This is a genomic window from uncultured Mailhella sp., assembly GCF_963931295.1.
In the GTDB taxonomy this organism is placed as follows: domain Bacteria; phylum Desulfobacterota; class Desulfovibrionia; order Desulfovibrionales; family Desulfovibrionaceae; genus Mailhella.
In genome coordinates, this window is the sequence record NZ_OZ007001.1 from 1 (window position 1) to 25441 (window position 25441).

The following is a 25441-nucleotide window of genomic DNA, read 5'->3' on the forward strand; positions in this document are numbered from 1 at the left end:
ACGGCGCCCCGCTCAAATCCCGTTCCGTGCTTTCCGTTCTGGTCTGGGTGTGGGCTGGAGCCTGTCATCTCATGTACGGAGCACTGCAGTGGTATTTTTCCCAGTTCTGGATAAGGACGGCGGAACAGGAGTTTCTGGAGCTCAAGGCGTCCACCTGGGGCATGACCCGCAAGACCGGCGCGCGGGCCGTGGGGCAGGTTTCCTTTTCCGGGGCCGGTCTCGTTCCCGCCGGCGCCGTGCTCAAAAGTGACGGCGGACTTCTCTTTACCGTGGACGCCGACGTGGTCGTGCCCGGTTCCGGCATGATCACGGCTTCGGAAAGCGGCAGTTCCGGCAATCTGGACGCGGGCGAAACGCTCACGCTGGTGCAGGCTGTGGCCGGTGTTTCCGGTTCGGCAACTGTGCTTTCTCTCAGCGGCGGCGTGGATGCCGAAACGGATGACGAACTCCGGGCCCGTCTTCTGGCCACCTTGCAGGCGCCGCCCATGGGCGGCACGGCGACTGACTATGTGACCTGGGCTCTGGAAGTGCCCGGCGTCACCCGTGCGTGGTGTTATCCGCTTTACCTGGGGCTCGGTACCGTGGGCCTGTCCTTTGTCTGCGACGGACAGGAAGAATCTCCGCTGCCGGATGAGGAAATGGTGCAGCGCGTGCAGGACTACATCGACGCACGCAGACCTGTGACGGCCGATTTTCTGGCCTTCGCGCCGCAGGCGCTGAAAGTGGATGTCTCCTTGAAGATTTCCCCCAATACGGAAGCCGTGCGCAGCGCCGTCAAACAGGAGCTTGCGGACCTCTTTGTCCGCGAAGGGGCGCCCGGCGTGACCATCCCCCTTTCGCACATCAATGAGGCCGTGAGCATTTCCGCCGGAGAAGAAGACCATGTGCTGGTGTCGCCCGCGGCAAACATTGTGCCGGACGAAAACGTCATGCCCATGCTCGGCAATGTATCCTTTGCGGGGGTGGACTGATGGCCGCCCATACCGCAGCTGACTACGCCGCCATGCTGAGAAAACTGCTGCCGCGTGGCGTCATCTGGACGGCGTCCCCGGAATCCAACCTTGCCCGTCTGCTTGCAGCCTTCGGTGCGGAACTGGCCAGACTGGAAGGCGATGCACAGCGCCTCCTCCGTGAGCTCGATCCGCAGCAGACTCTGGAAGCTCTGGAAGACTGGGAAGAGGAACTCGGTCTGCCGGATGAATGTTCACCGGAAGGCGCAGGCGTGGCGGCCAGGCGTGAAGCCGTGGTCAAAAAGCTTCAGCGCGGCGGCCTCATGAATGAGGCCTATTATGGGGAACTGGCCCACGCTCAGGGTTATGAAAATGCCGTTGTCTCCTGTGTACGCGAGTTTCGCGCGGGCGTATCGCGCATGGGAGACAGGCTGAACGATATCCTTTTTCATCATGTGTTTTTCGTCTCCGTGCCGTCTGGCGGTCGGATTCGGGCTTTCCGTATGGGAGAGTCCGTCATGGGCGAACGCCTGCGCGCATGGGGCGACAATTCCCTAGAATGTATTTTAAACCGGCAGAAGCCTGCCCACAGCAAGGTTTTTGTCACCTATCAAGGAGTGGAAGATGCAGAGAATTAAAGCTTCCGGTGTCGTGTCGGTCATGCCTCCTGCTCAGGAAAATTCCTATGACCCCGGCTACTTTTCCAACGGCAATCCCGCAACCGGCGAGCTGGCCACCATGATGACCGCTGAGTGGTGCAACGGCGTGCAGGAAGAACTCCTTGCGGTGATTCAAGACGCGAAGCTCACACCTTCAGGAACGGACTTGAAGCAGCTTCTGCAAGCACTGAAATATTTTTTCTCTACTTCTGAAGCTGAGAAGTGGCGCAAGGCCATGATTGGAAGCCTTGTGCCTATGGCTGTATCCTCGCTGCCCGGGGGATTCGGAATGCCGGACGGCTCTCTCTTTCTTTTTGAAGATTATCCCGAGCTCAAAGAGAAATACGACGCTGGCGGCTTCAACGGTATGTTGCTGGAGGCGAACGCTTCCGCAGAGGATAAAGCTGCCTGGGCCGGCAAATGGGTAAAACACTCGGAAGGTATTGGATTATATGCACCTAGGCTGAGTGGACTGTTTTTGCGGGGCGCGGGGACTATGGGTCGATATAATGCCCCAGGTCTGCCTAACGCCACGGGATATAGCAATGGCTCAACGGACAATCGTAAATCGACTTCCGCTACGGGTGTTTTTTACGACGCCTATCTCGTCGCCGATAATCTTGCTTATGCTACATATGACAATTTGCAAAACAAGCTATCGGTCCCCGGCATAGATCTATCCAAAGCAAATAGTATATTTGGAGCCTCGAACACGGTCATGCCCGCCAGCGTAGACATAACTGTGGGGCTATACCTCGGAAGATCGGCCTAGATATATCCCGCAGAGTATATCAGCAGACTCTGGCATGACAGTGCCATACCGTCCATAACAGCTATTCACATACGACGCGTCCATGCCAATAATTTTTCCACTTGCTGTCCCTGTAGCAGAATTAACTTGCAACGACCATCCCCATGTTCCCATCCCCTGAAATAGGGGAGTGGGCATGGAAGAAGGGTCCCAAAAACCAGCGACTTGTGAATTTCCGTAGATGTTCGGCATGCCCGCAGCATTGTACTTCCCTGGAATCTCCCCGTTCCGCAAAGGCCGGGCTTCCTTACTTTTTTCAAGAAGAACAAGTCTTTGCGGAACGCGGGGGAACCGGATTCTCAGATTGGAGCTTATCAACAGGATGCAGTGCAGACCGGTATCACAAAAATACACTCGCGTCTTCTAGGCAATCTTTCCTCTAGTGCTGGGCCATCAGGTGTGTATGGAAATGTATTGAATGGAAGAGAGTTTGATAGCACATCTAATGTACCATCAGAAACTTCTGGAAGTGGATATATTTTTTGGGAAAATTTGCAACGTACAGCATCAGAGACACGTCCAAGTAATGTGACTATATGTTATGGTATTTATCTAGGCAGGACGGCCTAGATAGATGCCCATGGGCACATCGGTGGATGCTGGCATAACGGTGTTGGATGCTCCGTATTCGCTATTTGACCGAGATGCATCAAGGATAATACTCCCTAAACAGCTTCCTCCTGCCCATGGCGCGCTATTGATGCTCTGGTTGATTTTATACTGTGTTGATGTGAGAGCACCACTTTCTGATGTCTCTAGCCATTCACCACCAAAATTGAAATCATCCGCAAGTTGTGCAGGCCGTTGGATTTTACCAGTGAGACCAGGCATTCCAGGAGTGTTATATTTACCGATTGTTCCCCCGTTCCGCAAAAGCCGAAAAGACTATAAATTTTTAAGTATTCCTGATAGTTGGTCGAAAAAACTCATCAGGAGTAGTAGCTATGATTAAAAATTTTCCCTGGAGGCGTAAACCGTGGAAGGTTGAATGGAAGAATCCGTGGACAAAAGCCCCTCGTACCCGATGGTTTGAATCTGAGGCGCAGGCGGTCGCGTTTGAGGAGGCGCAGCGGGCGATTTATGAGCGGGAAAAGGTGCTCATGACACGGGCGAGAAAACGCAGCAGGGCGAATGCGCCGGCAATCACCATAGCTGAGCTTTTCCGGGAGTTTCTGGCGCGTCCTGATATCAGGGAGTCCACAAGATCATCGAGCGGCTATCATATCAAGCCCATCTTGGAGCTTTTCAGCGCCCGAAGGGCGGCCAGCCTTACGCTCGATGACGTGCGCGTATTTTCGGAAATTCAGCGGGGGCGGAATGTCGGCCAGAGTACCATAAATCGCCGTCTGTCCGTCCTCCGGGCTGCCTGCAACTGGGCTGTGGCCAAAGGTTTTCTGAAGGAGTCTCCCATACGGAACATGAAGCTGCCGCACGCGCCTTCCCGGCGCATAGAGCCGCCCACAATACCGGAGATTGATCGTCTCCTGAAGCATGCACCTGAGCATATCCAGAGAATCATTCTTCTTGGGCTTTACACCGGGGCGCGTCCCGGCCCCTGTGAGCTTTTCCGGCTGCGGTGGGATGACATTCTGCTCGATGAGGGGGTTATCTATATGCCGTGCGCCTACAAATCAAAAACGATTTCCGCGCGCTATGTCCCTATTCATGAAGCCCTGCTTCCCAAGGTCAGGGAATGGCGGAAGCGGGACGGGAATGCCTGTTCAAGCGTCATTCACTACCGGGGCAAGCCGGTAAAGCGTATCAGCGAAACATGGCGAAGACTGAGGGAGAAGGCCGGCATTGCCCGAAAAATACGGCCGTATGACCTGCGCCACGCTTTCGCCACTCTGAGCATGGCGGAAAGCGGCGATATAAAAAGCATTGCCGAACTTATGGGACACAGCACCTACACCATGCTGCTGTCCGTCTATCAGCATGTGAGCAACGCTTTGAAAATCAAGGCAGTCAACGCCATACCGGCAGTGGCCAGCCTGAAAATCTGACCTTCCGGCAAAAAAGCCTGTCGGCACCACGGCATCCGCCGGAAGGTGGTCTTGCCGTGCGCCTGAAATCGTTTGCTCAGGAGTGCCCTAGGCTTTACGCTTGCGGTTTAGAGGGGAATACAGCCGAAACGTAGAAAAAAAGGAGAAGTGTCATGAAGCTGTATAGGTATGACCTGAAAACCGGCGAGCTCACCGGGGAAATGGAAGCCCAGAAACGGCCTAACGGGCAGGACATTGTTGACGTGATAGGGGCGACGGTTCAGCAGCCGCCGCAGACCGGAGAAAAGCAGGCCGCACGTTGGACGGGCGACGCCTGGGAACTGGTGGAGGATCACCGCCAGACCAGGGACAAGGGCGGCGTTATCGTGGAAGGCTCCGGAACGGCTTACTGGCTGCCCGGCGATACTTGGCAGACTCCGGCACGGTATCTCACCGAACTGGGGCCGCTGCCTGAAGGTGCGTTGCTGGAACGGCCGGCTAAGACGCCAGAGGATATTGAAAAGGAAGAGCTTGCCGCGGCACAGATGCAGGCAAACAGCATCATCAATGCTCGTATGCGCACGGCTACGCTCCAAACGTCTGCGTTTTCTGCGTCTGAGTTCGCAGTCATGGCTAAGGCTCATGTATTCGAGTCCTGGCAGGCCGGGCAGACCTATAACGCAGGATACCGTCTGGAACATGAAGGCGTGGTCTATGAAGTTGTGCAGGAGGTCACTGCCCAGGAACACCAGCCGCCGAACGCCGAGGGGATGCTTGCCGTGTACAGGCCTCTTTCTGTGGACGCGGGTACCGGCGACGAGCCGGACGGTACGAAGGAGAGCCCCTATACATATCTGCATGGCATGGACGTGAAGAATGGAAGCTACTACACCTTTGACGGCAAGCTCTGGCTGGCCAAGGCTGATATGCCCGCATGTGTATGGGATCCTGGTACCGAAGGCCTCTGGCAGTGGGAGGAGGTGACAGAGTAATGGAAAAGCTTATAGGGCAGGGCGTCCGTTTCGAGCGTATCCGCCGAATCACCGGCTACCTGGTGGGCGGACTGGAGCGCTTCAACGATGGTAAGCGGGCCGAAGAACGCGACCGCGTGAAGCACATGGATATGAAGCCGTTGAAACATCGTGCCGCTTGACGAAATCAGGAAAAATGCTCATTAAGAAGGGGAGGAAAGCGCGTCAACACTTTCCTCCCCAGTGATGGGCCAGCTTCCGCATTTAGTAGTTCTAAACGCTTTTTGCCAGCCCCCGGAAGTAGCAGCTTCCGGGGGCCAACTCGTTAAAGGTCTATTCGACGGATAACAAGGGCCGCGATGACCGCCGCCAGAATCTGGACAAGCAGGTCAATGAGAAGCTGCTCCATTTGAGCCTTCGCCTCCTTTGCGGAAGCAGGCCCATGCCCGGCACCATACGAAAGCACCTCATAAAAAGCAAGGCCCGGTTTATGCCGGGCCTTTTGCAGTTTTTAAAGTGAGAATTTCTCTTGTTTTTCGTACAAGAATCATTCTGACCAATTTTCCCAGACGGGAGACTATCCTTTTTTTTTCAATATTGAACGAATAAAGCCGAATACCACGGGAGAAATGGAAATAATAATTATACTATAAATAACGATACTGAAATTTTCTTGCACTATCGGAATATTCCCAAGGAAAAATCCCATAAAAACAAGGCCTGTTACCCACGCTGTAGCGCCAATAATGTTAAAGAAAAAAAATTGAGCAGGATTCATTAAGGCTATTCCTGCAACAAAAGGAGCAAAGGTGCGTATAACAGGAATAAACCTTGCAAGAATGATAGCTTTTCCTCCATGACGCTCATAAAATAGATGAGCTTTAATAAGATGCTTTTTATTGAGAAACCTTGTTTCTTTTTTGAAAATAGCAGGACCTGCATGACGTCCTATTTCATAATTTACGGCATCTCCAATGACTGCTGCACATAAAAGAACTGCTATACATAGAAAAACATTAATAAAGCCTGCTCCCGCAACGGTGCCGACCGCAAAGAGGAGAGAATCTCCCGGAAGAAATGGAGTAATTACCAGGCCTGTTTCACAGAAAACGATAATAAAAAGTATAACCAATAACCAATATCCATATGATTCAACAAGTGAAAAGAGATATGTATCTATATGTATGGCAAAAGAAAAAAAGCTTTCTATAATTGAAAGAATCATACAAGACTCCATTATGTGCCGACGGCTCATGCGCAGTCCGGCCCGTCGTCCTCTGGGGAAGGGGACTCCCACAACCGGAATCCGTGTCTTTTCAGACGCTGTTCTTCTTGGATTTCCCGGCAGAGTCTTCTGTGCTGTCTCCCAGAAGGAGCTTGGCCGTGAGGTTTCGGTTCAAGCGGCGCTCTTCATCCAGCTCGGAGCGCAGACGCTCGTTTTCTGCCTGCTGGGCATCAAGCATGGCTTGGACGGCATCAAGTTCCGCCTTCAGCGCGGCGTATTCTTCGGCGCTGTGCTGTTCTGCCTGATAGGGTTCTCCTTCACCGGTCTCCAGCCATTTGCGGGACACGTCCGGCCAGAGTTCGCAGATTCGTCCGGTAAGGGCCGCCAACGCCTTTCCACGGGGTGAGTGGAAGTAGCCGTTAAAAGTTGGCTGGGAGACACCGAAAAGAGCCGCAAGCTTCGTGCGGCTTGATTTTTTTTCTTTGATAAGAAAATCAATGCGTTCTGGCAGTGTTTTCATATTTCAAACAGAAATACCTATTGACTTCAATAGGAAATACCTATTACAAGTCAATCAATAGATGCACATCAAATAATCAGACCAAACAAGACAACCTTTTCCCTATCAGGTTAAGAAAGGGGAATCAAGAATGACTCGGTATGAACTTCTTAAACAATGGATGAAGGAACGTAATGTCTCTTTTGTCTGGCTGGCTGCACAGTTAGGTATCAAGGAAACTCCGTTGCGCCGTATGCTCATGCAGGACCGCATACCTACAAAACGCCATGCTCAACTGGTACGTATTGGAATTCCTGAAGATATGCTTCCTCCGGGTATAGACCTTACCAGTCGCAGACCTGTCATGGTTCCCATGCTCGATGCCGAGGGGCGGATATTGCAGGTGTTGCCCGAGGGGCACGACTCCACAATGGAATAAGGAGGGCAGGGTATGCAGTTTGAGCCGCTTTCTCTTGTGGTGCATAGGGCGGTGCTCAATGCGCCTTCCGGACTCAAGGCTTCGCAGATTGCGGAACAGGTGGGCCGTCCGTACCGGGTGATGATTGCCGAGCTTCTGCACGACGGCACGCGCAAGCCGGACATGGATCTGCTTGTGCCGTACCTCCATGCCACGGGCAGCGATGAGCCTTTAAAGCATCTTGCCAGAGTGACGGGTACGGTGTTCCTTCGCCTCCCCGATGCCGAGTCCGGCATGGAGCCGATAACGCAGGAAATGGCCGACAGCGTGAAGCGCTTCGGAGAAATGCTGTCCGTACTGGGCAAGTCCATAGAGGACGGCGTGATCACCCCCAGAGAGGCGCTTGCCATCAACAAGGAAGGGCATGAAGTCATTGCGGCGGTGCTGCGTGTGCTGAAGCGCACCGAAGCCGCGGCGGACTATTGAAAAAAACGGCCCGCCGTGTGCTTTCCGGCGGGCTGCGCTTTTTAAGGAGGCGTTATGGACAAGCAGATGGAAAACCGTGGGGAACTTCTTCAGGATGCGGTCATCAGCGTGCTGTTTGCCGTGCGTGACGCTGTGGAAGGAGCATCCCGGCTGGCCATGCTCAAGGAAAAGGAGTGCCTTACCCCGGCCGAAGTGGAAGAACTTTACAGCGTTCCCGCTTCCACGCTGGCCACGCGGCGATGCCGCGGCGGCGGCCCGGACTACACGCAGCTTGCCGACGACGGAGGCAAGATTCTGTACCGGCATGAGGATGTCAAGCACTGGCTGGCTAATCGTCATCGGAGGGGCTGAGATGGAGAGAAATCTTTTCGGCTGCGGCCCGCTCGTAATGGGGGGCCAGGTGGGCATAACGCTGGGTCATGAGAATGTTGGCATGGCCGAGCAGCTTCTGCACCGTGTAGAGCGGCACGCCCTGCATGACCAGCCAGGAAGCGAAGGTATGCCGCAGGGTATGGAAAACCACGCGCCGGTGATTCGGGGTGCCCTTGGGGTTCAGCCCCAGCCGTCTGACCGTGTCGGTGAAGACCGGGTGCGTTTCGCTCATGTGGCCGCCCTTGGTGCCGGGGAAAAGGAATTCCGTGGATACCCGGCCTTCCGTGCGGGCCTTCAGAATGTCCACGGCGGAGCTGTTCAGATAGATGATGCGGCGGCCTGTCTTGCCCATGACCTCGGCCGTGCCGTTCTGAAAGTCTATCTGGCCGGCGGTGAGTGTGAGAAGTTCGCCGAGCCTGGCGCCGGTAAGCAGGCTCAGGGCCGCCATGTCGTGCCAGGGCAGGCTGCGCTTCTTCAGGGCGTCCAGCAGAAGACGGGCTTCATCGTGAGAAAGGTAACGGATCCGCTTTTCGTAATTGGCGGGGAGAGATATATCCTGAACAGGGGAGGAGAGATTATGCAGTCGGGCCTTGCGCGTCACATTGAACATGATGCCTACCAGCGTAAGCATGTGCCGGACGGTTCCGGGATCGAGTCCTGCGGCCGTGCGGCTGCGGATGAACTCCGTGAGCAGCTCCGGAGTGATGGAATTCAGCCTGAGGCCGCCGAAGGCCGGGAACAGGTGCTGCCGGGCATAGCTCTGCGCCGTGCTTCGCGTGGCCTTGGAAAGCGGGTGCTGCGTCATGTACCAGTTCCAGGCGTCCGCAAAGAGCGGCGCCACGCGGGGAATGGCGGGGTTCAGCTGTGCCAGGGCGTTTCTTCTCATTTCTGCGGCCAGACGGGCGTTCATGCCCTCGCTGCGCCAGCCGCACTTCACCCAGCGGCTCACGCCGGCAACCTTGATGCGGTAGTAGAACACGATGTCCGGCTTGCCGTCGTGCCGGCGCTTGCTGCTTTCTCTGGTGTATATTCCCGGGAAACGAGTGGTGCTTGTCTTGACGGTCATAACGTTGTCCTCCTGCCGTTTTACGCGCTCTCAGGAAGCCCGGTTTTATCTCCCCGTTTATCTCCCCAACGGCGTAAAAATCTCCCCAAATGTCTCCCCAGCGGCGCAAACAGCTGTAAAAAGACGCAGAGCCTTTTGCGTAAAATAGCAGTAAAAATAATACGTTGCAATGAAAGACAGCAAAATGGAACTTTCCACCCTTCAAGTTTCACTGGAAGGAAAAGCTTGCCCCTCCTGCGGCCAGCTGTTACTATGCTTCCATCCCTCTTTTCCTCAACTCCCTCTCTGCCATGATTGTCAAAAATCCCGTAGAATCCATACTTGCTCTTGCCGCCAGCGTCTTTGACGCCTATTCCGTCGTTCTTTTTGAAGCCCCCCGCAATGGTCAGGGCGCGCAGATCATGGCGGCCTACAGTCAGGGCGATCACATCAATCAAAATGCGGTCATTCAGCCGGGAAAAGGACTCGCTGGCTGGATATTGCGGAACCGTTCCCCCATTGTCGTGGGCTCCATTGATGAAAATCAGGCCTATCTGGGCTACTACAAGGAAGACTGGGAGCCGGAAATCTGTTCCTTCCTCGGCTGTCCGTTGCCGGACGGCGGCATACTTTGCATAGACAGCTGTCAGCGACATGCCTTTTCCCCGGAAAAACAGAAGCTGATTGCCGTATTTGCCGACATGCTTTCTCAGGTGCAGAGCATGGAGAGCCGTTCAGACGGCGGCGTTTCTGCCGAATATCTCCATGCGCTTGATCACCTGGTCGAGCTGCGTCATAACTATCCTGGCTGGAAGAATTACCTGAACAAAATTTTTCCTGTGCTTCTGGATGCTACGGGTTTTACCTACGTCGCCTTTGCCTCTCGGGTGGATGGCAGCTCCACCTACATTATGGAAGGGGAATATCCGCCTCTGCTGCTTTCAGGACAGGAAAATAAGGAATTCTCCATTCACAACGATATCATAGGATGGGTGTTCCGCAACGAGGAGGCCGTGTACAGCGACGGCTTTTCCGGTTCCACGCCCGTATTCGGCAAACGCGAAGGCGTGCCTGCGTTCGGCTGCACAGTATGTATTCCCGTAACCGTGAGCAAGAGTACCTGCGGAGTGTTGTGTCTTGCCATGGAAGAGGCGCGCTCCATCTCAGAAGAACTTAAAATTTTCCTCAGGCTCGCCGCCGATGATCTGGCGCGGCTTTTGGAAGTTCTGTCGCTGCGTTACCGTCTTCGCATGGCGGAAAAGAACGCAAGCAGCAAATAGGATAGTTATGGACACCATGCAGCTTTCTGAACGTGCAGGGCGACTTCTTTCGGTTCTGGATGAAAGCGACGCCCTGTTTATGCGCAACTGGGATCGTCCTCGGACCATCCGGCACAAAGGCACGCGCGATCTCGTGACGGATACGGACGTGGCCATTGAGGCCTTTCTCAAGGAACATCTACGCGATGTCGTGCCCGGGGCCTCGTACATGGCGGAGGAAAGCGCGCTGTCGCTTTCTCCCGAGGGAACGTGCTGGATTATTGATCCCGTTGACGGAACAACGAATTTTGCGCATCACTTCGGCGATACGGCCACGTCCGTGGCGCTTTGGGAAAACGGTCGCGTCGTGCTCGGCGCGGTTTCAGCGCCGGTAAGGGGCGAGCGCTATGTCGCCGAACGCGGAAAGGGCGCGTGGCTGAACGGAAAGCGTCTGCATGTCAGCGACACGGCGTCGTGTGCCGACGCGCTCGTCGCCACGGGCTTTCCCTACAGCGTGCATGAAGATATGGATCAGGTGCTCCGGGACATGCGCATTCTGCTGGATTCCACGGTGGGGGTCAGGCGCTGCGGTTCTGCGGCCCTCGACATGTGCTTTGTTGCATGCGGCAGTTTTGACGCCTATTTTGAGGGCTGGATAAAGCCCTGGGACATCGCTGCGGGCTGGCTGCTGGTGGAAGAGGCCGGAGGCATGGTGACGGGCCGCGAAGGCAATCCCTATGTCTTCAACTCGCCCATACTGGCCAGCAACGGACTGGTGCATGGGGAAATGGTGGGGAATCTTTCTTTGGGCTGAAATCATCCGGCAAGAAACTGCCCGCCGTGTCTGGGGAATATCCATCCGGAACGCACGGCCCAGACAAGTTCCGGGGTCAGCATTTCCTGCTGATGCAGGGCCAGCCCTTCCAGTTCATACTGATCGACGAACATGACGTCGGCCGATCTGTCCGGCGTAGGAATGGCGGGACTCGGACCGGCCAGAAAGAAGGATGCGGAAAGACTGGTTCCGCGATTGTCGGTATAAGGCAGGGATCCAATGAGGCGCAGTCTTGTTCCGGCGACGCCGAGCTGTTCGGAAAGTTCTCTGGCTGCGGCGTCGAGGGGAGATTCTCCGGCAAAAACGCTCCCGATGGCGGAAACGTCCCACAAGCCGGCGTAAAGCGGAGCCGAGGCGGCGTGTTTTTGCAGATAGACCTGCCCCCGGGTATTTTTCAGACAGACAAGCACGATGCGCCGCAGAAGCCCCAGTCGGGAAGCCGTTTTCGGCGAGGTGAGCATCAAAGGTCTGCCGTAGCCTTCCAGAAGTTCGACAAGTTTCTGCAGGCGGGCGGCGGGAAGATCATAAGGGGCGTCGGGCAGGCGTTTCAAAAGAGGACGGAAAGGCATTGACGGTTTCTCGCAGGGAAAAGGTTCGCTGGCTTGAACTTGAGGATATGCCGGAAACGGCGGCGTTGGAAGCGTGTTGTTTTCCTTCCAGCTGGACGGCGGGACAGTTCGCCGAGGCATGGAAACAGCGCTGGTTTGCCGGATACGGCATTTTCCGGGACTCTCGACTGCTGGGATACATTGCGCTGTCGGTGCTGGCCGGGGAACTTGAGGTGCTGAACATTGCCGTGCGCCCGGAAGAGCGGGGCAAGGGATTCTCCCGACCTTTGATGTCCTTTGCTCTTCTGGATACGCTGAACGGGAAGCATCTGGCAAGAAGGGGCGAGACTCCGGAGGGCTGGGAAAGCGGCGTGCTTGAAGTGCGCGTCGGCAACGTTCCGGCAAGGACGCTGTACGTCGGACTGGGATTTGCGCCCGCAGGCATGCGCCGGCGCTACTATGCCGACGGCGAAGATGCGCTGGTCATGACGCTGACGGCAGAGAATTTCCGTAACAGTCTTCAGGAGAGAAGCGGACGATGAGAAGAAAGGACAGGGAAATCACGGAATTTGCACGGATCATTGAGGTCATGCGTCGGTGCAGAGTGTGTCATGTGGCTTTTTTTGATGAAGAATATCCGTATGTGGTGCCCCTGAATTTTGGGCTGAGGGAAGAGAACGGCCGGGTCGAGCTGTACTTTCACGGAGCTGTAACCGGACACAAGCACGACCTTCTGCAGAAAAACGGGCATGTGGCTTTTTCCATGGAAGTGGCGGGCGACATCGTCACGGGGCCGCAGGTGGGGGCGTGCGAGAGTACCATGGAGTTTGAAAGCGTGTGCGGCACGGGTGTGATGGAATACGTCTCGGAAGAGGAAAAGATTCCTGCTCTGCGCGCCATCCTCGAACAGTATCATGTTGAGGAGGGCGATTCGTATCATTTCCACGAGGAAATCGTGCCGTCTCTGGCCGTGTTGAAACTTTCCGTGCTTTCCATGACGGGAAAGAGACGTGTCGTGACTCGATGACGGCGCGACGGACGACTTCTCTAGACGCGCTGTCGAAAATCAACGGGCATATCCGTGACCGGTCCGTCCCCACGGGGAAGAAAGACTGAGAGTACGCCGTTGTGCAGCGATGTTTTGACCGGAGCGGAACAGGACTCGTCCACCACGATGTCAAGAGCAAAATCTACGTTGCCGAACTCCAGGGCGCGGACGTCCTTCTCTTCGGCAGGCACGGGACAACGCGAGCTTGCGGTGATGTGAAGCAGGTTTCCTTCAAGTATTACCTGAAGATTTTGTTCGTTCACGCCGGGCATGTTGGCCGTGATCTGGATGCCGTCCTCAAGAGCCACGACGTCCGTGGCGGGGCGCACCTGCGGATAGCGGTATTTTTGAATCATCGTGTCATGTCCTTCTTTTGAGTTCAATCTGGAGAATGCCGTTGCGGAGTGAAACTTCGGCCTGCGGCAGTACGGGTGTTCCCAGGACAACGGATCGCCGGAAGCGCCCGCTGTAGCGCTCCTCGTGGAGATAGTGCCCCTTGCGGCGCAGCACGCAGCCTTCCAAGATAAGGGAGTCATTGCCCAGAGTTATGTGAACAGCGTCCAGATTTATGCCCGGAAGCAGCGCCTGCACCAGCACCTTGTCCCGGCAGCAGTAGATGTTCACGGGCGGAAAGGGCGCCTGTTCCCGTCGGTCGTACAGCATGGCCGTGGTGTAGAACAGATGGCCGAAGACGGTAGGACCGTCGGCAAGAGGAAATTTTTTCATGCGAGGCACCTTGCTGTCGTCATGGACGTTATCGAAAATCCGGCCGGACGCCGGATCTGACGGAGAAGAGCGTCTGCGTCGGGACAGTAATATGTTTCTCGGCAGGCGCGCCGGCAACGTTTCCACGACGAAACGTCTTATGGTCGGACATGAGTTCTCTCCGTCAATGCGAATCAGGCCTTAGCGTACCGCATCGTCGCGTTCCGTCAATGGCATGATTGACACAAGCTTGAAGAGTGATAGCTTCGGAATATGAATATCATCCGCATAGATCTCCACACGCACAGCACGGCGTCCGACGGCACGGACAGTCCGACAGAGCTGATTCGGAAAGCCGTACAGGCAAAGCTTGCCGTGCTGGCGCTTACGGATCACGACACGCTTGACGGCCTTGCCGAAGCCGAACAGGAGGCGGCAAAGCATGAGATCATCTTTGTGCGCGGCTGTGAACTCAGCACGGCGACGGAATGGGGAGAGGCGCATTTTCTGGGGCTGTGGATTCCCCAGAACGGGGCGAAAACGGCTCCTTTGGAAACGGCGTTGACAAAAGTGCGCGAAAAACGCCGGGAGAGGAATCTGCGCATTGCAGAACGCCTGAGAGCGCTCGGCATTGACGTGACGTATGAAGAAGCCGCGGCGCTGGCCGGAGGCCGTGTGGTCGGACGACCTCATTTTGCCGAACTTCTCTGTCGGCTGGGCGTAGTAGAGGATCGAAAGGAGGCATTTCGGCGCTATCTGGGCAGAAACGGCGAGGCTTTCGTGCCCCGTGAACTGATGAGCCCGGAAACGGCCGTCGCCCTGCTGAAGTCTGCCGGAGCTCTGGTGTCCATGGCGCATCCGCGTCTGCTTCGCGCTCCGGCAGAAGAGCTGGAACGCCTGGTGGTTCGACTCAAAGATGTCGGCCTGGACGCGCTCGAAGCGTATCACAGTGAACACGATGCCGGAGACGTGCGTCTTTGCGTGGACATCGCCGCCCGGCATGAGCTTCAGCTCACCGGAGGTTCCGATTATCACGGGGAGGCCAAGCCGAAAATTGATCTCGGCAGTGGAAGAGGCAATCTTCGCGTCGGCATGAGCGTGTACGAAGAGCTTATGGCCTATCGGCTGAAAACGGGCATGGCTCAGGCCTGACGTGACGGCGTTTTTTAATCATGCACAGGCTGGGCGACTCCCCCTTTTTGAATGGCAATTTCGACAACTCTTCGTCGGAATCTGCCTCATTTAGGTCTGGATGTGCGGTCTTGCTGACGGCAGAAAACGTCGGACACAGTGCCATGATGACTTGTTCTGGCCTGAGGCGACGCAAATCGTGCATCTGAAAAATGAAAGAGAAAACGTTCGGACGGCCGAGGCATGCGCGTTCCCCTCAATTATGATAATTATTAATTAAAGGATGGCTGAGCGTTCCGCACAACCTTTCGGCGACTATCCCATGCAGAGGGGAGGAGAGCGATGCCTCGTCATCAGGACGTATTCCGCTCTGGCTGCTGCCAACGCCATTGCTGCGGCCGGACTAAATTTTTGCGCGGGCGATTCCCGCACACAAAAAAGGGGAGGATGATTCCTCCCCTCAATAGTTATTCTTCCCAGGCCTTTCCCAGATCTTCGGCAATGACTGTGGGCTGAATGGCTTCCGCCCTGGCTTCTTCCAGCGTAGCTTCTCCGCTCAGAACAAGAATGAAGTCGATGCCTGCATTTTCTGCCAGCTTCTTGTCCGTGCTGAGGCGGTCGCCTGCCATGACCATGTCTTCCCGCCGGTATTTTTTCAGAAGAGGCTGCAGCACCGTGGGGTCGGGCTTGCCGAAAATATGCTGAGGCTCGCGGCCTGTCGCTACCTTGTAAAGCGCAAGCATGCTGCCCACGTCGGGCAGAGGGCCCTCCGGAGAGGGGCAGACCTTGTCGGGATGAGTGGCCAGAAAGAGCACTTCCGGATGATTTTCCAGAAGCAGGGCGGAGCGGGACAGCTTTTCGTAGGTCAGCTCCGTATCATAGGCCAGTATGACGGCCTGCGCGCCTTCTTCCTGCTGCTTCAGTTCCGGCATGCGGGAAGCAAGATCGCGGCAGAAGTCACGGTTGCCCACAATATACGCCGTATGTATGTTGTTTTCCTTCAGAAAATCCACCAGCGGCGTGGTGGGGGAAAGTATGAGATCGAGCGTAGCGGGAATGCCCATGCCGTTCAGCTTCTTTACGTATGTGTCCGGAGCCTTGGACGTGTTGTTGCTCAGAAAATGAAAATCCAGCTTTCCCCAGTTGTTCTTGATGAAATCCACTGCTCCGGGAATGGGAATATTCCCGAGATAGACGGTGCCGTCCATGTCCAGAACGACGCAGCGCTTTTCCGATATCTTCATAATGTCTTGTACTCCTGCGAAAATATTGTCGCTGCCTCACGATATACTTTTTCCAGACCTCACGGCAAGGGAAAACACGTTGCGGAATTCATTTTTCAACCCTTTGGGCTCATTGACTTTTTTATACGTCTTGACGCCGTTGATTTAAGAGGTTAAATCAGAAATAATTTTCGTATTATGGTAATTTGTCTCGGATCTTTTTTCGGAAATGAAAATTTTTCTCAGGCAAAAGGGCAAGGGAGGCTGTGTGAAACACACGACTGTAGTCATCATCGGCGGCGGCGCTACGGGCATAGGCATTCTGCGAGACCTCAGTATGCGCGGAGTCAAGGCAGTGCTGCTGGAACAGGGCGGTATTGCTTCTGGTGCAAGTTCCCGCTTCCACGGCCTGCTGCACAGCGGCGGCCGTTATGCGGTAAAGGACAATGAGGCGGCCAAGGAATGCATTGAAGAAAACATGATTCTGCGCCGCATCGGTCGCGAATGCGTGGAAGAGTCCGAAGGTTTCTTCGTCCTCAGCCAGCAGGATGATCCCGCGTATGAAAAGCCCTGGGTCGAAGCCTGCGCCAAGGCCGGCATCAAGGCCGACCCCGTGGACGTCAAGGAAGCGCTCAGACTCGAACCGAATCTCGATCCCGGCATCAAGGCCGTGTACCGCGTGCCCGATTCCAGCGTGGACGGATTCCGCCTGGTGTGGCACAACGCCATGTCCGCCAGACGCTACGGCGGCGAAATGCTGACACATCATGAGGTCTTCGCCATTGACCAGGAAGGCGGCAAAGTGAAGGGCGTGCGCGCCAGAAACCTCGTCACCGGCGAAGAGATCTGCATTTCCTGCGACATCGTGGTCAACGCCGCCGGCTCCTGGGCTGGCAAGATCGCGGAACTCGTGGGACTGGAAGTAGGCGTGCAGCCCGACCGCGGCACGCTGGTGGCGTTCAACCACCGCTTTACGTCCCGCGTGGTCAACCGTCTGCATATGAGCTCCGACGGCGACATCTTCGTGCCGCACGGTTCCATCACCATTCTCGGCACGACGTCATTCCATGCCGATCGCCCCGATGCTCATGAAGCTCCCACCGCCGACGTGCTCAAGCTCCTTGACATCGGCGAAGTGCTCATTCCCAATCTGCGCAGCTATCGCATTCTGCGAGCCTTTGCCGGAACGCGTCCTCTCTACGTAGCCAAGGGCAGCGCGGAAGGTCGCGCCGCAAGCCGCGGCTTCCATATTTCCGATCATTCGGAAGATGGACTGGACGGCATGTTCTCCATCTTCGGCGGCAAGTTCACCACGTATCGTCTGATGGCCGAAAAGCTCTGCGATCTGGTCTGCGCCAAGCTCGGCGTGAATGCCGAGTGCCGCACCGCCATCGAGCCTCTTATCGCCGATCCTTCTCCCGCCATGCTGAACAAGGCCGCCAAGTACTTCCCCGTTCACAGCGTCCCGCTGGTGGCGAACCGTCTGGGCGACGCCTTCCCCATTGTTGTGGAAAAGGCCGCCGCCATGAAGAGCAATCCCTTGCTCTGCGAATGCGAAATGGTCACCCGTGCGGAAATCGAATACGTGGCGTCAGATCCTTCCAGTCAGTCCATGACGGACGTGCGTCTGCGCACCCGTCTGGGCATGGGCACCTGCCAGGGCACGTACTGCTCGCTGCGCACCATCGGAGCGCTGACCGAATGTCGGGTTCCTTTCCCGCTGTCGCCTTCCGACAACCTGCGCGAATTCCTCCAGGAGCGCTGGAAGGGCCTCCGGCCTGCCCTTTGGGGACTGCAGGCCAGAGAAATGGAACTCGGGCGCGCCGTGTACGCCGCCACGCTGAACATCGACGGAGCGAAAGATGAACAGAAAATCTGACATTGTTGTAGTCGGTTCCGGCATTGCCGGCATGACCGCGGCCCTTACCGCGGCTCAGAGCGGCAAGAGCGTGACGTTGCTCACCTACGGTGCAGGAACCCTGGCCATAAGCAGCGGATGCATTGATGTCCTCGGCTATCAGAACGGTGTGCGCGTGACCGATCCCTTTGAAGCCATGGCCTCGCTGCCTGCCGAGCATCCGTACAGTCTGATCGGCGGAGCCGAGACGGTGCGCGAAGCGCTCGACTGGCTGAAGGGCGTGTGCCGGAAGGGCGGCATCGACATGGCTCATGCGGCGGAGGAGGGCAATCATCGCCTCGTTACCGTCATGGGAACCCTGAAGCCCAGCTACCTCTGCCCCGACAGCTTCAATCCCGACTGCCTCAAGGACGTGCATCGCGCCGCCGTGGTGACGGTGGAAAACATGAAGGACGTGCATCCCGGCCTGATTATCGAGCAGCTCCATCGATATAAGGAATTCGCCGGTAAGGAATTCATGGAAGCCGTGCTTCCCTGTCCCATCGAGCATGCGCACCGCAACATCACGCCTCTCGACATCGCCCGTCATGTGGAAACGCCGGAAGGCATGAAATGGCTCGAAAAAAGTCTGGCTCCGTATGCCAAGCTGTATCCTGTGCTGCTGCTGCCTCCGATTTGCGGCATGAAGCACAGTCAGCAGATATGGAATCAGCTCTGCTCGGCCCTGAAGGTCAAAATTGTGGAAATGGTGTCCATTCCTCCCGGCGTGGCCGGACTCCGCATGCGCGAGGTGTTCAAAAAAGCGCTGAATGCAGCCGGCGTCTATATGGTGGAGAGCGCCGAAGTCGTTCGGGCCGAAGTGGAGGAGGGCGTCTGCAAGGCGGTGTACTCTCTGACGGCCAATGGAGAATGCGGCTGGGATGCCGACGAATTCATCATCGCCACGGGCGGTCTTTTGAGCGGCGGCATTGAAACGGCTCCGGGCAAGGCCTGGGAAAGCATTTTCCGTCTGCCTCTGGAGGCCCCGGCCGACACCGAGGCCTGGTCGTCTCCCGATATCTTTGGTTCAAGCTTTTTCGCCAGCATGGGCGTCAAGGTCAACAGCGATCTGAAACCCCTGGATGCCGAAGGCAATGTGGCGCTTTCCAATGTGCGCTTTGCCGGACGCGTTCTGGGCGGCTATGATTTTGCCGCTGAAAAATGCGGTCAGGGTGTGGCGCTCGCCACAGGCAGGTACGCTGGTATGCTGGCAGGAAAGGAGTAGGACATGAAGCGCCATATCAATCCCGATAAATGCGTTGCCTGCTCCACCTGTGTGGTGCAGTGCCCTGTTGCCGAAGTGACGTCGAAGTTTCTTGGTCCCCGCATGCTGGGACCGGCTTCGGAACGCTTCCGTATGTTGAACAATGGTGAAGATGATTCGCTCAGTTACTGCGCGAACTGCAAGAACTGCGATATTTCCTGTCCGCAGGGCGTGGAGGTTTCCAATATCAATATGCTTGCCCGCGCGGAATACTGCAGGGAACATCGTCCCTCGTTCCGCGACTGGATTCTGGCTCACGGTGAGCTGGAAGCCAAACTCGTCAGCTATTTTCCCACGTTTCTTGTGAACTTCGGCATGGCCAACCCCATCAGCAAGCAGATTCTCGACATGGTCGGCGTAAGCAAAAAGGCCGATCTGCCTAAATTTGCGTCCAAGCAGTTCCCGGCCATGTTCAAGGAATACAAGCAGCCCGACAACCTCACCAAGCGTGTGGTATTCTATCCGGGATGCTTCATCAAGGCCTATGCTCCTCAGACGGGCATGGATCTTGTTTGGCTTCTCAATCAGGCTGGCTACCGTGTTGAGTCTCCAGAAGTGTTCTGCTGCTGCGGAACGCCTCTGTACACCAACGGTTTTGAGGCCGACGCCAGAAAAAACGCCATCAAGAACCTTGAGGAACTCGCGGCCTGGCGCAAGGCCGGCATTCCCGTGCTGTCTCTCTGCCCGAGCTGTCAGCTTATGTTCAAGTCCGAAATTCCTGCATTCTTCCCGGATCTTGCCGAAAAGATGGAATCCACGGCGCTCGACGACGCCATGGAATTCATTCTTGGCTGCATCGAACGCGGAGAGCTGGACCTTTCGGGAGCGGACACCACGCCGCTTGACGTCATCTATCATGCTCCCTGTCACCTGCGGGCGCAAGGCATCGGCTTCCCGGGGCTCGACATTCTGCGTCTGCTTCCCGGCGTTCATGCCGTCAACGCTGATGCAGGCTGCTGCGGCATCTCCGGCAGCTATGGTTTCAAAAAGGAAAAGTACGACATCGGCATGGCCATCGGCTCCAAACTTTTTGAAACCATCAAGGACAGCGGCATTCGCCAGGTCGCAACGGAATGTGGCACCTGCAAAGTGCAGATCATACATGGCACGGGCAATCCCTGCGACCATCCATTGACCATCCTGCGCCGTCGACTGGAAAAAAAAGTCAAGTAATGATTAAAAAATGACGATCAAAATCCGTCCTTCGCGACCCGAGGGACGGATTTTTTATTTTCGGGCCGCAAATAGCCTCCTGCGCGTTTTTTAATTTTTTCATGCCTGAAATGTCAGGCTCAAACTTTTTTTTAAAGATTTTTCACAGCAAAAATCTCCAATTGCAGATATATTTACGATAATCGTTCAAAATTTTGTATTTAGTATAGTCTTTTCGCTCAGCATGGTTGTATGGAAAGGGCCTTATCGTGATGTGTCCAGCTTGAGGTGGACTTTCTGCCATCCTTAATAAATCCAACTTTCGCGCTTGAGTCTTCCTTCGATATATCCATTTCAAAACTTCAATCAGCGCACCGTTAAAATTCCAAAAAACATCTGAGGGAATAACGTCAAAATCAGAAGAGAAGGGGAGGGCAGTAGGAATTTTCCATTCCTGGTGAGGAAGGGCAACGAGAGCTGAGGAGTCCATGACTTTTCTACAGGCTTTCCAGCATGGAAGTGACAGGCGACCTCGTCATGGGATTGCAGGCAGGGGCGATACTCTAGAAGGGAGTCCTTGAACTTTAGCCTGACGGAAAAGGCTAGGTCGTCGAGCGATTTTTTACGGAGCTACAACTGGGGGCTGGAGAGCTATTTCAAAACAGGGAGACGAGCTGTACGGTCCACCATGGGCGGTCGATCTGGTGGTGCGTTGCCTTTGGGGGTCGGGCAAAATGCCTTTATCGGGAATCTAAGCGTCGGTACACTTTGAAATCACTTCCGAATGGGAGCATTCAAGGCTAGGCAACAGACTTTCTGGTTGAAGAATCAGGCTTCGGGGAAAGGCGAGAAGAGGGGCCCTTTTGGTTTGATATTTTTTGTGCGTTGATATATTTATATTTTGTGTTTGAAAAGTTTACATAATTTACATTATGAGACAAATAAAATAATTAATTATCCGCATTGAGATAATTCCTATTAGGAAACATTCTCATTTTTCTATAGGAACTCTTTAAAAAGAAAGTCTTCATAGGAGCCCATTTCCGCCTCGAAAATAAAAAAAACGACTTCCAATTATCAGGAAAGCCGGTTTTTACTCCCTAAGCTCGTTGTTTGTTGGACCTGAGTTCGACATCGAAAATTTGGACTTTAGTTTCCGATTCTGCCTGCCTTGCTTTGACCTGATAAGCTTTTGACTCAGACCTGTTGTCCTAATCTCTCGTCGTTCACAATGCGCAGCACCCTCCAGCCGTAGGATGTAGGTCTCCGCCAGCAGATCTTCATTTTCTCCCTCCGCCTTCGCTGTAGAGCCTCCCTGCCCGGCACTCCCCTACTCTCTCGGAAAATTCCTGCTGTGAATTCCGCTGCCTTTGTCTGACGGCTTTCAATCGACGCCGTCGGACTGTCCGTGCGGTGTGTGGAGAAATCTGTGCGGATGGTATTCATTAAATTTCAAAGATCCCGCACAGGCTTCACCATTTTTGATTTTGGAAACCTATCCGGGGCGGTGGTAAGCCGGATGTCGAGATGATACAGATTCTAACCAGCCTCGATTTATAACATTTTTCACTTTACGACCGCTCTATTGATTACTGGACGAACCAGAATAGTTCCGCGGAGATATTTGCCCGTGATCCAAGCGGCGTCCACAGCCCGGCACCGACGGACGGCATTTTCTCGTCTGGAGCGAACCATCCGCTGCATTCTGAAAAAGGGAGCCTGCGACGAGAAACGCCCCGCTTCCAGATCAATAACTTTGAAATCCTCGCGAACAATCTTGGCTTTCACTTGTACTATCGACGTATGTTTAATTTTAAAGTGATACTTCAGATGAATTCCTAAAATAAACGTATCCTTATGTAATTACTTATCATTATGATCATTATAAAAATCTTTCGTTGCAGAGACTGCCGAGGGAATGACTCTCATGATGAGACTCCCCCGTTCCAGACACCTTCAAACAGACTCCTGTATCTTCGTCAAAATTCATGAACTGCGTATGCCTTCAAAAAATCATGCCGCCCTGCCCTCTTTGCTCGATTAAAAAATGAACGCCCTGCATTTCCACAGGGCGTTCAGCATAAAAGGATGATGCCGTTTTGCTAGGCTTCGTAAGGATACTTCTTATAGCGGAATTCACCACCGCGAGGTCCAGGGTACTGGCCCTCCTCGTGCAGCTTCCTGACGGCAGCGGACTTATCCGTCCACGTCGTATGCAGAAGGTGATGAGACTTTTCGCTCAGAGGCTTGTTCAGAAACTTCTTGTAAAGTTCCTGAACTTGTACGTTGTCCTGAGAGGCGCGATGAACAAAGGACTTGTCTTCGCGGTACACGCTTGCAATACGATCCTGCATATAGTCTTTGATGCTGCGCACACCGGCAATGGCACGACCGGTCCAATGAGCGCCAATAGCCAAACCGCCGGTGAGGATGCAACAGCCACGCAGGAAACCACGGCGGGTAATGCTCTTAATAGACATGGTATCTCCTTATGCCTGCTGATTTTCTTCAAGACGCTGTCTGTAGCTGGCAAAAAGCTGACCGGTCTTGCGTTCAAACACATCCCACACAGTAGGCATGATGGGCTGACCGCCGCCACAGACACATCCGCCGGGGCAGGCCATGAATTCAATAAACTGATAGGGGCATTCACCCGCACGAACCTTATTGAGCACGGCGGGGAAATTCTTGGCGCCATGAACCACGGCCACCTTGATTTCCGTGCCTGCGATATTGATGGTCGCTTCACGGAATCCCTGCATGCCACGCACGGGATAGAAGTCCATCTTGCCGGGCTTTTCGCCGGTCACGGCCTGATAGGCAAAGCGCAGAGCCGCTTCCATGACGCCGCCGGTCACACCGAAGATGGTAGCGCCGCCGGTGGATTCACCCATAAGGGAGTCCACGCCGCTTTCCGGCAGATGCGCAAGATCAATGCCCGCCTTCTTTATCATATAGGCGAGTTCGCGGGTATTGATGGTGGCATCGATGTCTCGGGTGCCGCTGGAGTTCAGCTCAGGACGCAGACCTTCATACTTCTTAGCCACGCAGGGCATGATGGATACCGTATAGATCTTTTCCTTGTCATAGCCTTTCTGCTCGGCGCCGTACGTCTTGGACAACGCGCCGTTCATGCCGACCGGAGACTTGCAGGAGGAAAAATGCGGAAGAAGATCGGGATAATAGGTTTCGCAGTATTTCTGCCAGCCAGGGCAGCAGGACGTGAACTGAGGCAGATCCTTCTGAGCCTTGAGACGTTCCACGAATTCGGAAGCCTCTTCCCAGATGGTGACGTCGGCAGTGAATTCGGTGTCCCAGCAGTGGGCAAAGCCAAGCATCTTGAGGGCGGTAAGCATGCGACCGGTGGTCACGGACCCCACAGGCATGCCGAACGCTTCGCCGAGCGCATAGCGCACGGCAGGCGCGGGCATGGCGATGCACTTCACGCTCTTGTCGGCAAGCTTCTTTTCCAGTTCGGGCACCCAGGTCTGTTCTTCATAAATAGCGCCTTGGGGGCAATGAACAAGGCACTGGCCGCAGTTGATGCAAACTTCGGGATGAGGAATGCTATGCACCTTGCCGGACGCGCCGTAAATGGCGTCCACAGGGCAGTAGCGCTGGCAGGAATCGCAGCCGATGCACTTTTTAGGATCGATCTGCACAAAAGAAAGCTGGTCCGGGTTGCTCCCAACCGCGGGGACATGCGCTTCGTACTGCACATGCTCCATAGTAATACGAGCCATTCAACTCTCCACAGGTAAAATGTTCGGCCATGAATCCCCCGCATGACATGCGGACAGGTCGGGATACATTGCGTTGTAATACCCTACCCCATTAAACGGCTCTTGTAAATAATCCGACTGATTTTTCCTTTTGTCAGTGCAGCTTTCTTGATGATTTCACACAATATTTTTCCGATGTCTGAGGATTTTCTCCTCCGTCCGGGCAAGCTTCGGGAAGGATTCTCCACTGTTTCGACATCGGCGTCGACACATATTCTTCAAATGAGCAACAGTATATTGTTTTTACTCCGGGCAAGGAGACAATTGTTCAAAAGGAGTTATCCACAATATTTCCACATCTCACAGCAGAATAAAAAAAGGCGTCGCAAAAACACGACGCCTTGCATGAATCGGAAGTCAAAAATTTTTACTTAGCGGGCACTACTGCGCCTTCATACTTGTCGTTCATGAACTTCTTGATGTCGTCGCTCTTCAGAACTTCCGCCAGATCCTTCAGCTCAGGACGCTGCTCGTCGCCTTCGCGCACGGCCAGGATGTTGGCGTAGGTGGTGGCGGCAATGGAATCCGCCGTTTCCGCAGCCAGAGCGTCCTTCACCTTGAGGCCGCCGAGAATCGCATAGTTGCCGTTGATGGTGGCAAAGTCAACGTCGGGCAGAGAACGCACCAGCTGAGCGGCTTCGAGTTCCTCGATTTTCAGCTTTTTGGGATTCTCCACAATATCGCGACGGGTGGCGGTCAGTCCTGCGCCATCCTTCAGCTTGATGAGACCATTGGACTGCAGAAGCAGCAGCGCGCGGGCTTCGTTGGTGGTGTCGTTGGGCACGGCCACCACGGCGCCTTTCTTGAGATCCTTCAACGACTTGGTTCGTCCGGCGTAAATGCCGAAGGGCTCATAATGCACGGAGGCAATGGAAACCAGCTTTGTGCCCTTTTCCTTATTGAAGTCGGAAAGGTAGGGCTGATGCTGGAAGTAGTTTGCATCGAGCTCTCCGGCGTCGAGAGCCATGTTGGGCTGCACGTAGTCGGCATACTCGACAATCTTAAGTTCGTGTCCTCTGGCCTTCATCAGCGGAACGGCGGCCTTGAGGATTTCGGCATGAGGGGTGGGAGACGCGCCGACCTTGACCTCGGCGGCTTCGGCCTGAATAAACGCTCCCGCGAAGGCGATGGAAAGCAGCGCTGAACAAAGAACGGGGCAGAGTTTCATGAGTACCTCTC

29 protein-coding genes are annotated in these 25441 nt (G+C 54.9%); 18 read left to right on the forward strand and 11 right to left on the reverse strand.

All coding sequences use genetic code 11. The features are described 5' to 3' along the window. The 7 genes from ABGT79_RS00005 to nrdD all read left to right on the forward strand — a co-directional run. Positions 1–971, forward strand: a 971-nt coding sequence (locus tag ABGT79_RS00005) for a baseplate J/gp47 family protein (protein WP_346664431.1), incomplete at its 5' end; no start/stop codon positions are given. Next, complete coding sequence (locus ABGT79_RS00010; protein ID WP_346664432.1) at positions 971–1588, forward strand: putative phage tail protein; 618 nt, start codon at positions 971–973, stop codon at positions 1586–1588. The genes ABGT79_RS00005 and ABGT79_RS00010, both read left to right, overlap by 1 nt. After that, entirely contained in the window at positions 1575–2381 is an 807-nt protein-coding gene (locus ABGT79_RS00015; RefSeq protein WP_346664433.1) for a hypothetical protein, read from the forward strand. The genes ABGT79_RS00010 and ABGT79_RS00015 overlap by 14 nt, the downstream gene beginning before the upstream one ends. 619 nt (positions 2382–3000) lie before the next feature. Continuing rightward, positions 3001–3372 carry a hypothetical protein gene (locus tag ABGT79_RS00020; protein WP_346664434.1) on the forward strand — a complete coding sequence of 124 codons (372 nt, stop codon included), beginning with the start codon at positions 3001–3003 and terminating at the stop codon, positions 3370–3372. Positions 3373–3838: 466 nt separating this feature from the next. Beyond that, positions 3839–4423, forward strand: coding sequence for a site-specific integrase (locus ABGT79_RS00025; protein ID WP_346664435.1), 585 nt, complete (start codon positions 3839–3841; stop codon positions 4421–4423). A 152-nt stretch (positions 4424–4575) separates the two neighbouring features. Next, the gene (locus ABGT79_RS00030) at positions 4576–5394 is read left to right on the forward strand and encodes a hypothetical protein (protein WP_346664436.1); all 819 of its coding nucleotides are present in this window, start codon (positions 4576–4578) and stop codon (positions 5392–5394) included. Beyond that, complete coding sequence (gene nrdD / locus ABGT79_RS00035; RefSeq protein ID WP_346664437.1) at positions 5394–5555, forward strand: anaerobic ribonucleoside-triphosphate reductase; 162 nt, start codon at positions 5394–5396, stop codon at positions 5553–5555. The genes ABGT79_RS00030 and nrdD overlap by 1 nt, the downstream gene beginning before the upstream one ends. Before the next feature lie 395 nt (positions 5556–5950). Here the strand turns inward: nrdD and ABGT79_RS00040 are convergent, their stop codons facing one another. Together ABGT79_RS00040 and ABGT79_RS00045 are read right to left on the reverse strand one after the other, a co-directional pair. Then, positions 5951–6598 carry a VTT domain-containing protein gene (locus ABGT79_RS00040; RefSeq protein WP_077072278.1) on the reverse strand — a complete coding sequence of 216 codons (648 nt, stop codon included), beginning with the start codon at positions 6596–6598 and terminating at the stop codon, positions 5951–5953. 91 nt (positions 6599–6689) lie between these two features. Further along, entirely contained in the window at positions 6690–7118 is a 429-nt protein-coding gene (locus ABGT79_RS00045) for a hypothetical protein (RefSeq protein ID WP_346664438.1), read from the reverse strand. Between the two features lie 160 nt (positions 7119–7278). Between ABGT79_RS00045 and ABGT79_RS00050 the strand changes: the two genes are divergently transcribed. From ABGT79_RS00050 to ABGT79_RS00060, 3 genes are read left to right on the forward strand one after another with little or no spacing between them, the layout of a single operon-like run. Continuing rightward, entirely contained in the window at positions 7279–7536 is a 258-nt protein-coding gene (locus ABGT79_RS00050) for a hypothetical protein (RefSeq protein WP_346664439.1), read from the forward strand. A gap of 12 nt (positions 7537–7548) precedes the next feature. Next, positions 7549–8001: a phage regulatory CII family protein gene (locus ABGT79_RS00055; RefSeq protein ID WP_346664440.1), complete on the forward strand. Its 453-nt coding sequence runs from the start codon at positions 7549–7551 to the stop codon at positions 7999–8001. A 54-nt stretch (positions 8002–8055) separates the two neighbouring features. Then, positions 8056–8352 carry a hypothetical protein gene (locus tag ABGT79_RS00060; RefSeq protein WP_346664441.1) on the forward strand — a complete coding sequence of 99 codons (297 nt, stop codon included), beginning with the start codon at positions 8056–8058 and terminating at the stop codon, positions 8350–8352. Here the strand turns inward: ABGT79_RS00060 and ABGT79_RS00065 are convergent. After that, complete coding sequence (locus tag ABGT79_RS00065; RefSeq protein WP_346664442.1) at positions 8330–9439, reverse strand: tyrosine-type recombinase/integrase; 1110 nt, start codon at positions 9437–9439, stop codon at positions 8330–8332. The two genes, ABGT79_RS00060 and ABGT79_RS00065, sit on opposite strands and share 23 nt — an antisense overlap. Before the next feature lie 290 nt (positions 9440–9729). On the opposite strand from ABGT79_RS00065, the gene ABGT79_RS00070 reads away from it, so the two are divergent. Both ABGT79_RS00070 and ABGT79_RS00075 read left to right on the forward strand, forming a co-directional pair. Further along, positions 9730–10698, forward strand: a complete 969-nt coding sequence (locus tag ABGT79_RS00070) for a GAF domain-containing protein (RefSeq protein ID WP_346664443.1) — start codon at positions 9730–9732, stop codon at positions 10696–10698. Positions 10699–10705: 7 nt separating this feature from the next. Continuing rightward, positions 10706–11491 (forward strand): inositol monophosphatase family protein, encoded by a 786-nt coding sequence (locus ABGT79_RS00075; protein WP_346664444.1) that lies wholly within the window; start codon positions 10706–10708, stop codon positions 11489–11491. 2 nt (positions 11492–11493) lie between these two features. On the opposite strand, the gene ABGT79_RS00080 is transcribed toward ABGT79_RS00075, so the two are convergent. Further along, positions 11494–12081 carry an NUDIX domain-containing protein gene (locus tag ABGT79_RS00080; RefSeq protein ID WP_346664445.1) on the reverse strand — a complete coding sequence of 196 codons (588 nt, stop codon included), beginning with the start codon at positions 12079–12081 and terminating at the stop codon, positions 11494–11496. On the opposite strand from ABGT79_RS00080, the gene ABGT79_RS00085 reads away from it, so the two are divergent. Together ABGT79_RS00085 and ABGT79_RS00090 are read left to right on the forward strand one after the other, a co-directional pair. Continuing rightward, positions 12081–12602: a GNAT family N-acetyltransferase gene (locus ABGT79_RS00085; RefSeq protein WP_346664446.1), complete on the forward strand. Its 522-nt coding sequence runs from the start codon at positions 12081–12083 to the stop codon at positions 12600–12602. The genes ABGT79_RS00080 and ABGT79_RS00085 overlap by 1 nt on opposite strands. After that, a complete protein-coding gene (locus ABGT79_RS00090) occupies positions 12599–13087 on the forward strand; it encodes a pyridoxamine 5'-phosphate oxidase family protein (protein ID WP_346664447.1) in 489 nt (162 codons plus the stop codon). Before ABGT79_RS00085 ends, ABGT79_RS00090 begins: the two co-directional genes overlap by 4 nt. Before the next feature lie 20 nt (positions 13088–13107). Here ABGT79_RS00090 and ABGT79_RS00095 read toward each other — a convergent pair whose 3' ends face one another. Beyond that, the gene (locus ABGT79_RS00095; protein WP_346664448.1) at positions 13108–13464 is read right to left on the reverse strand and encodes an Hsp20 family protein; all 357 of its coding nucleotides are present in this window, start codon (positions 13462–13464) and stop codon (positions 13108–13110) included. A gap of 4 nt (positions 13465–13468) precedes the next feature. Next, on the reverse strand, positions 13469–13834 hold the full coding sequence (locus tag ABGT79_RS00100) for an Hsp20/alpha crystallin family protein (protein WP_346664449.1): 366 nt from the start codon (positions 13832–13834) through the stop codon (positions 13469–13471). A 252-nt stretch (positions 13835–14086) separates the two neighbouring features. Between ABGT79_RS00100 and ABGT79_RS00105 the strand changes: the two genes are divergently transcribed. Further along, complete coding sequence (locus ABGT79_RS00105) at positions 14087–14965, forward strand: PHP domain-containing protein (RefSeq protein ID WP_346664450.1); 879 nt, start codon at positions 14087–14089, stop codon at positions 14963–14965. Positions 14966–15411: 446 nt separating this feature from the next. On the opposite strand, the gene ABGT79_RS00110 is transcribed toward ABGT79_RS00105, so the two are convergent. Further along, positions 15412–16188, reverse strand: coding sequence for an HAD-IIA family hydrolase (locus tag ABGT79_RS00110; RefSeq protein ID WP_346664451.1), 777 nt, complete (start codon positions 16186–16188; stop codon positions 15412–15414). Between the two features lie 247 nt (positions 16189–16435). Here ABGT79_RS00110 and glpA point away from each other — a divergent pair, with 247 nt between their 5' ends. Genes glpA through ABGT79_RS00125 form a run of 3 tightly spaced genes read left to right on the forward strand, consistent with a single transcriptional unit; the run spans position 16436 to position 20501 of the window. Continuing rightward, the gene (gene glpA, locus ABGT79_RS00115; protein WP_346664452.1) at positions 16436–18046 is read left to right on the forward strand and encodes an anaerobic glycerol-3-phosphate dehydrogenase subunit GlpA; all 1611 of its coding nucleotides are present in this window, start codon (positions 16436–16438) and stop codon (positions 18044–18046) included. After that, complete coding sequence (gene glpB, locus ABGT79_RS00120) at positions 18030–19289, forward strand: anaerobic glycerol-3-phosphate dehydrogenase subunit GlpB (RefSeq protein ID WP_346664453.1); 1260 nt, start codon at positions 18030–18032, stop codon at positions 19287–19289. The genes glpA and glpB overlap by 17 nt, the downstream gene beginning before the upstream one ends. Before the next feature lie 3 nt (positions 19290–19292). Continuing rightward, a complete protein-coding gene (locus tag ABGT79_RS00125; protein ID WP_346664454.1) occupies positions 19293–20501 on the forward strand; it encodes an anaerobic glycerol-3-phosphate dehydrogenase subunit C in 1209 nt (402 codons plus the stop codon). Between the two features lie 142 nt (positions 20502–20643). Here ABGT79_RS00125 and ABGT79_RS00130 read toward each other — a convergent pair whose 3' ends face one another. The 4 genes from ABGT79_RS00130 to ABGT79_RS00145 form a co-directional block, all read right to left on the reverse strand. Then, complete coding sequence (locus ABGT79_RS00130; RefSeq protein WP_346664455.1) at positions 20644–20970, reverse strand: hypothetical protein; 327 nt, start codon at positions 20968–20970, stop codon at positions 20644–20646. A 1612-nt stretch (positions 20971–22582) separates the two neighbouring features. Then, on the reverse strand, positions 22583–22960 hold the full coding sequence (locus ABGT79_RS00135) for an iron hydrogenase small subunit (protein WP_346664456.1): 378 nt from the start codon (positions 22958–22960) through the stop codon (positions 22583–22585). A 9-nt stretch (positions 22961–22969) separates the two neighbouring features. Beyond that, positions 22970–24223, reverse strand: a complete 1254-nt coding sequence (locus ABGT79_RS00140; RefSeq protein ID WP_346664457.1) for a [FeFe] hydrogenase, group A — start codon at positions 24221–24223, stop codon at positions 22970–22972. A 406-nt stretch (positions 24224–24629) separates the two neighbouring features. Further along, the gene (locus tag ABGT79_RS00145; protein WP_346664458.1) at positions 24630–25430 is read right to left on the reverse strand and encodes a MetQ/NlpA family ABC transporter substrate-binding protein; all 801 of its coding nucleotides are present in this window, start codon (positions 25428–25430) and stop codon (positions 24630–24632) included. Positions 25431–25441 lie beyond the last annotated feature (11 nt).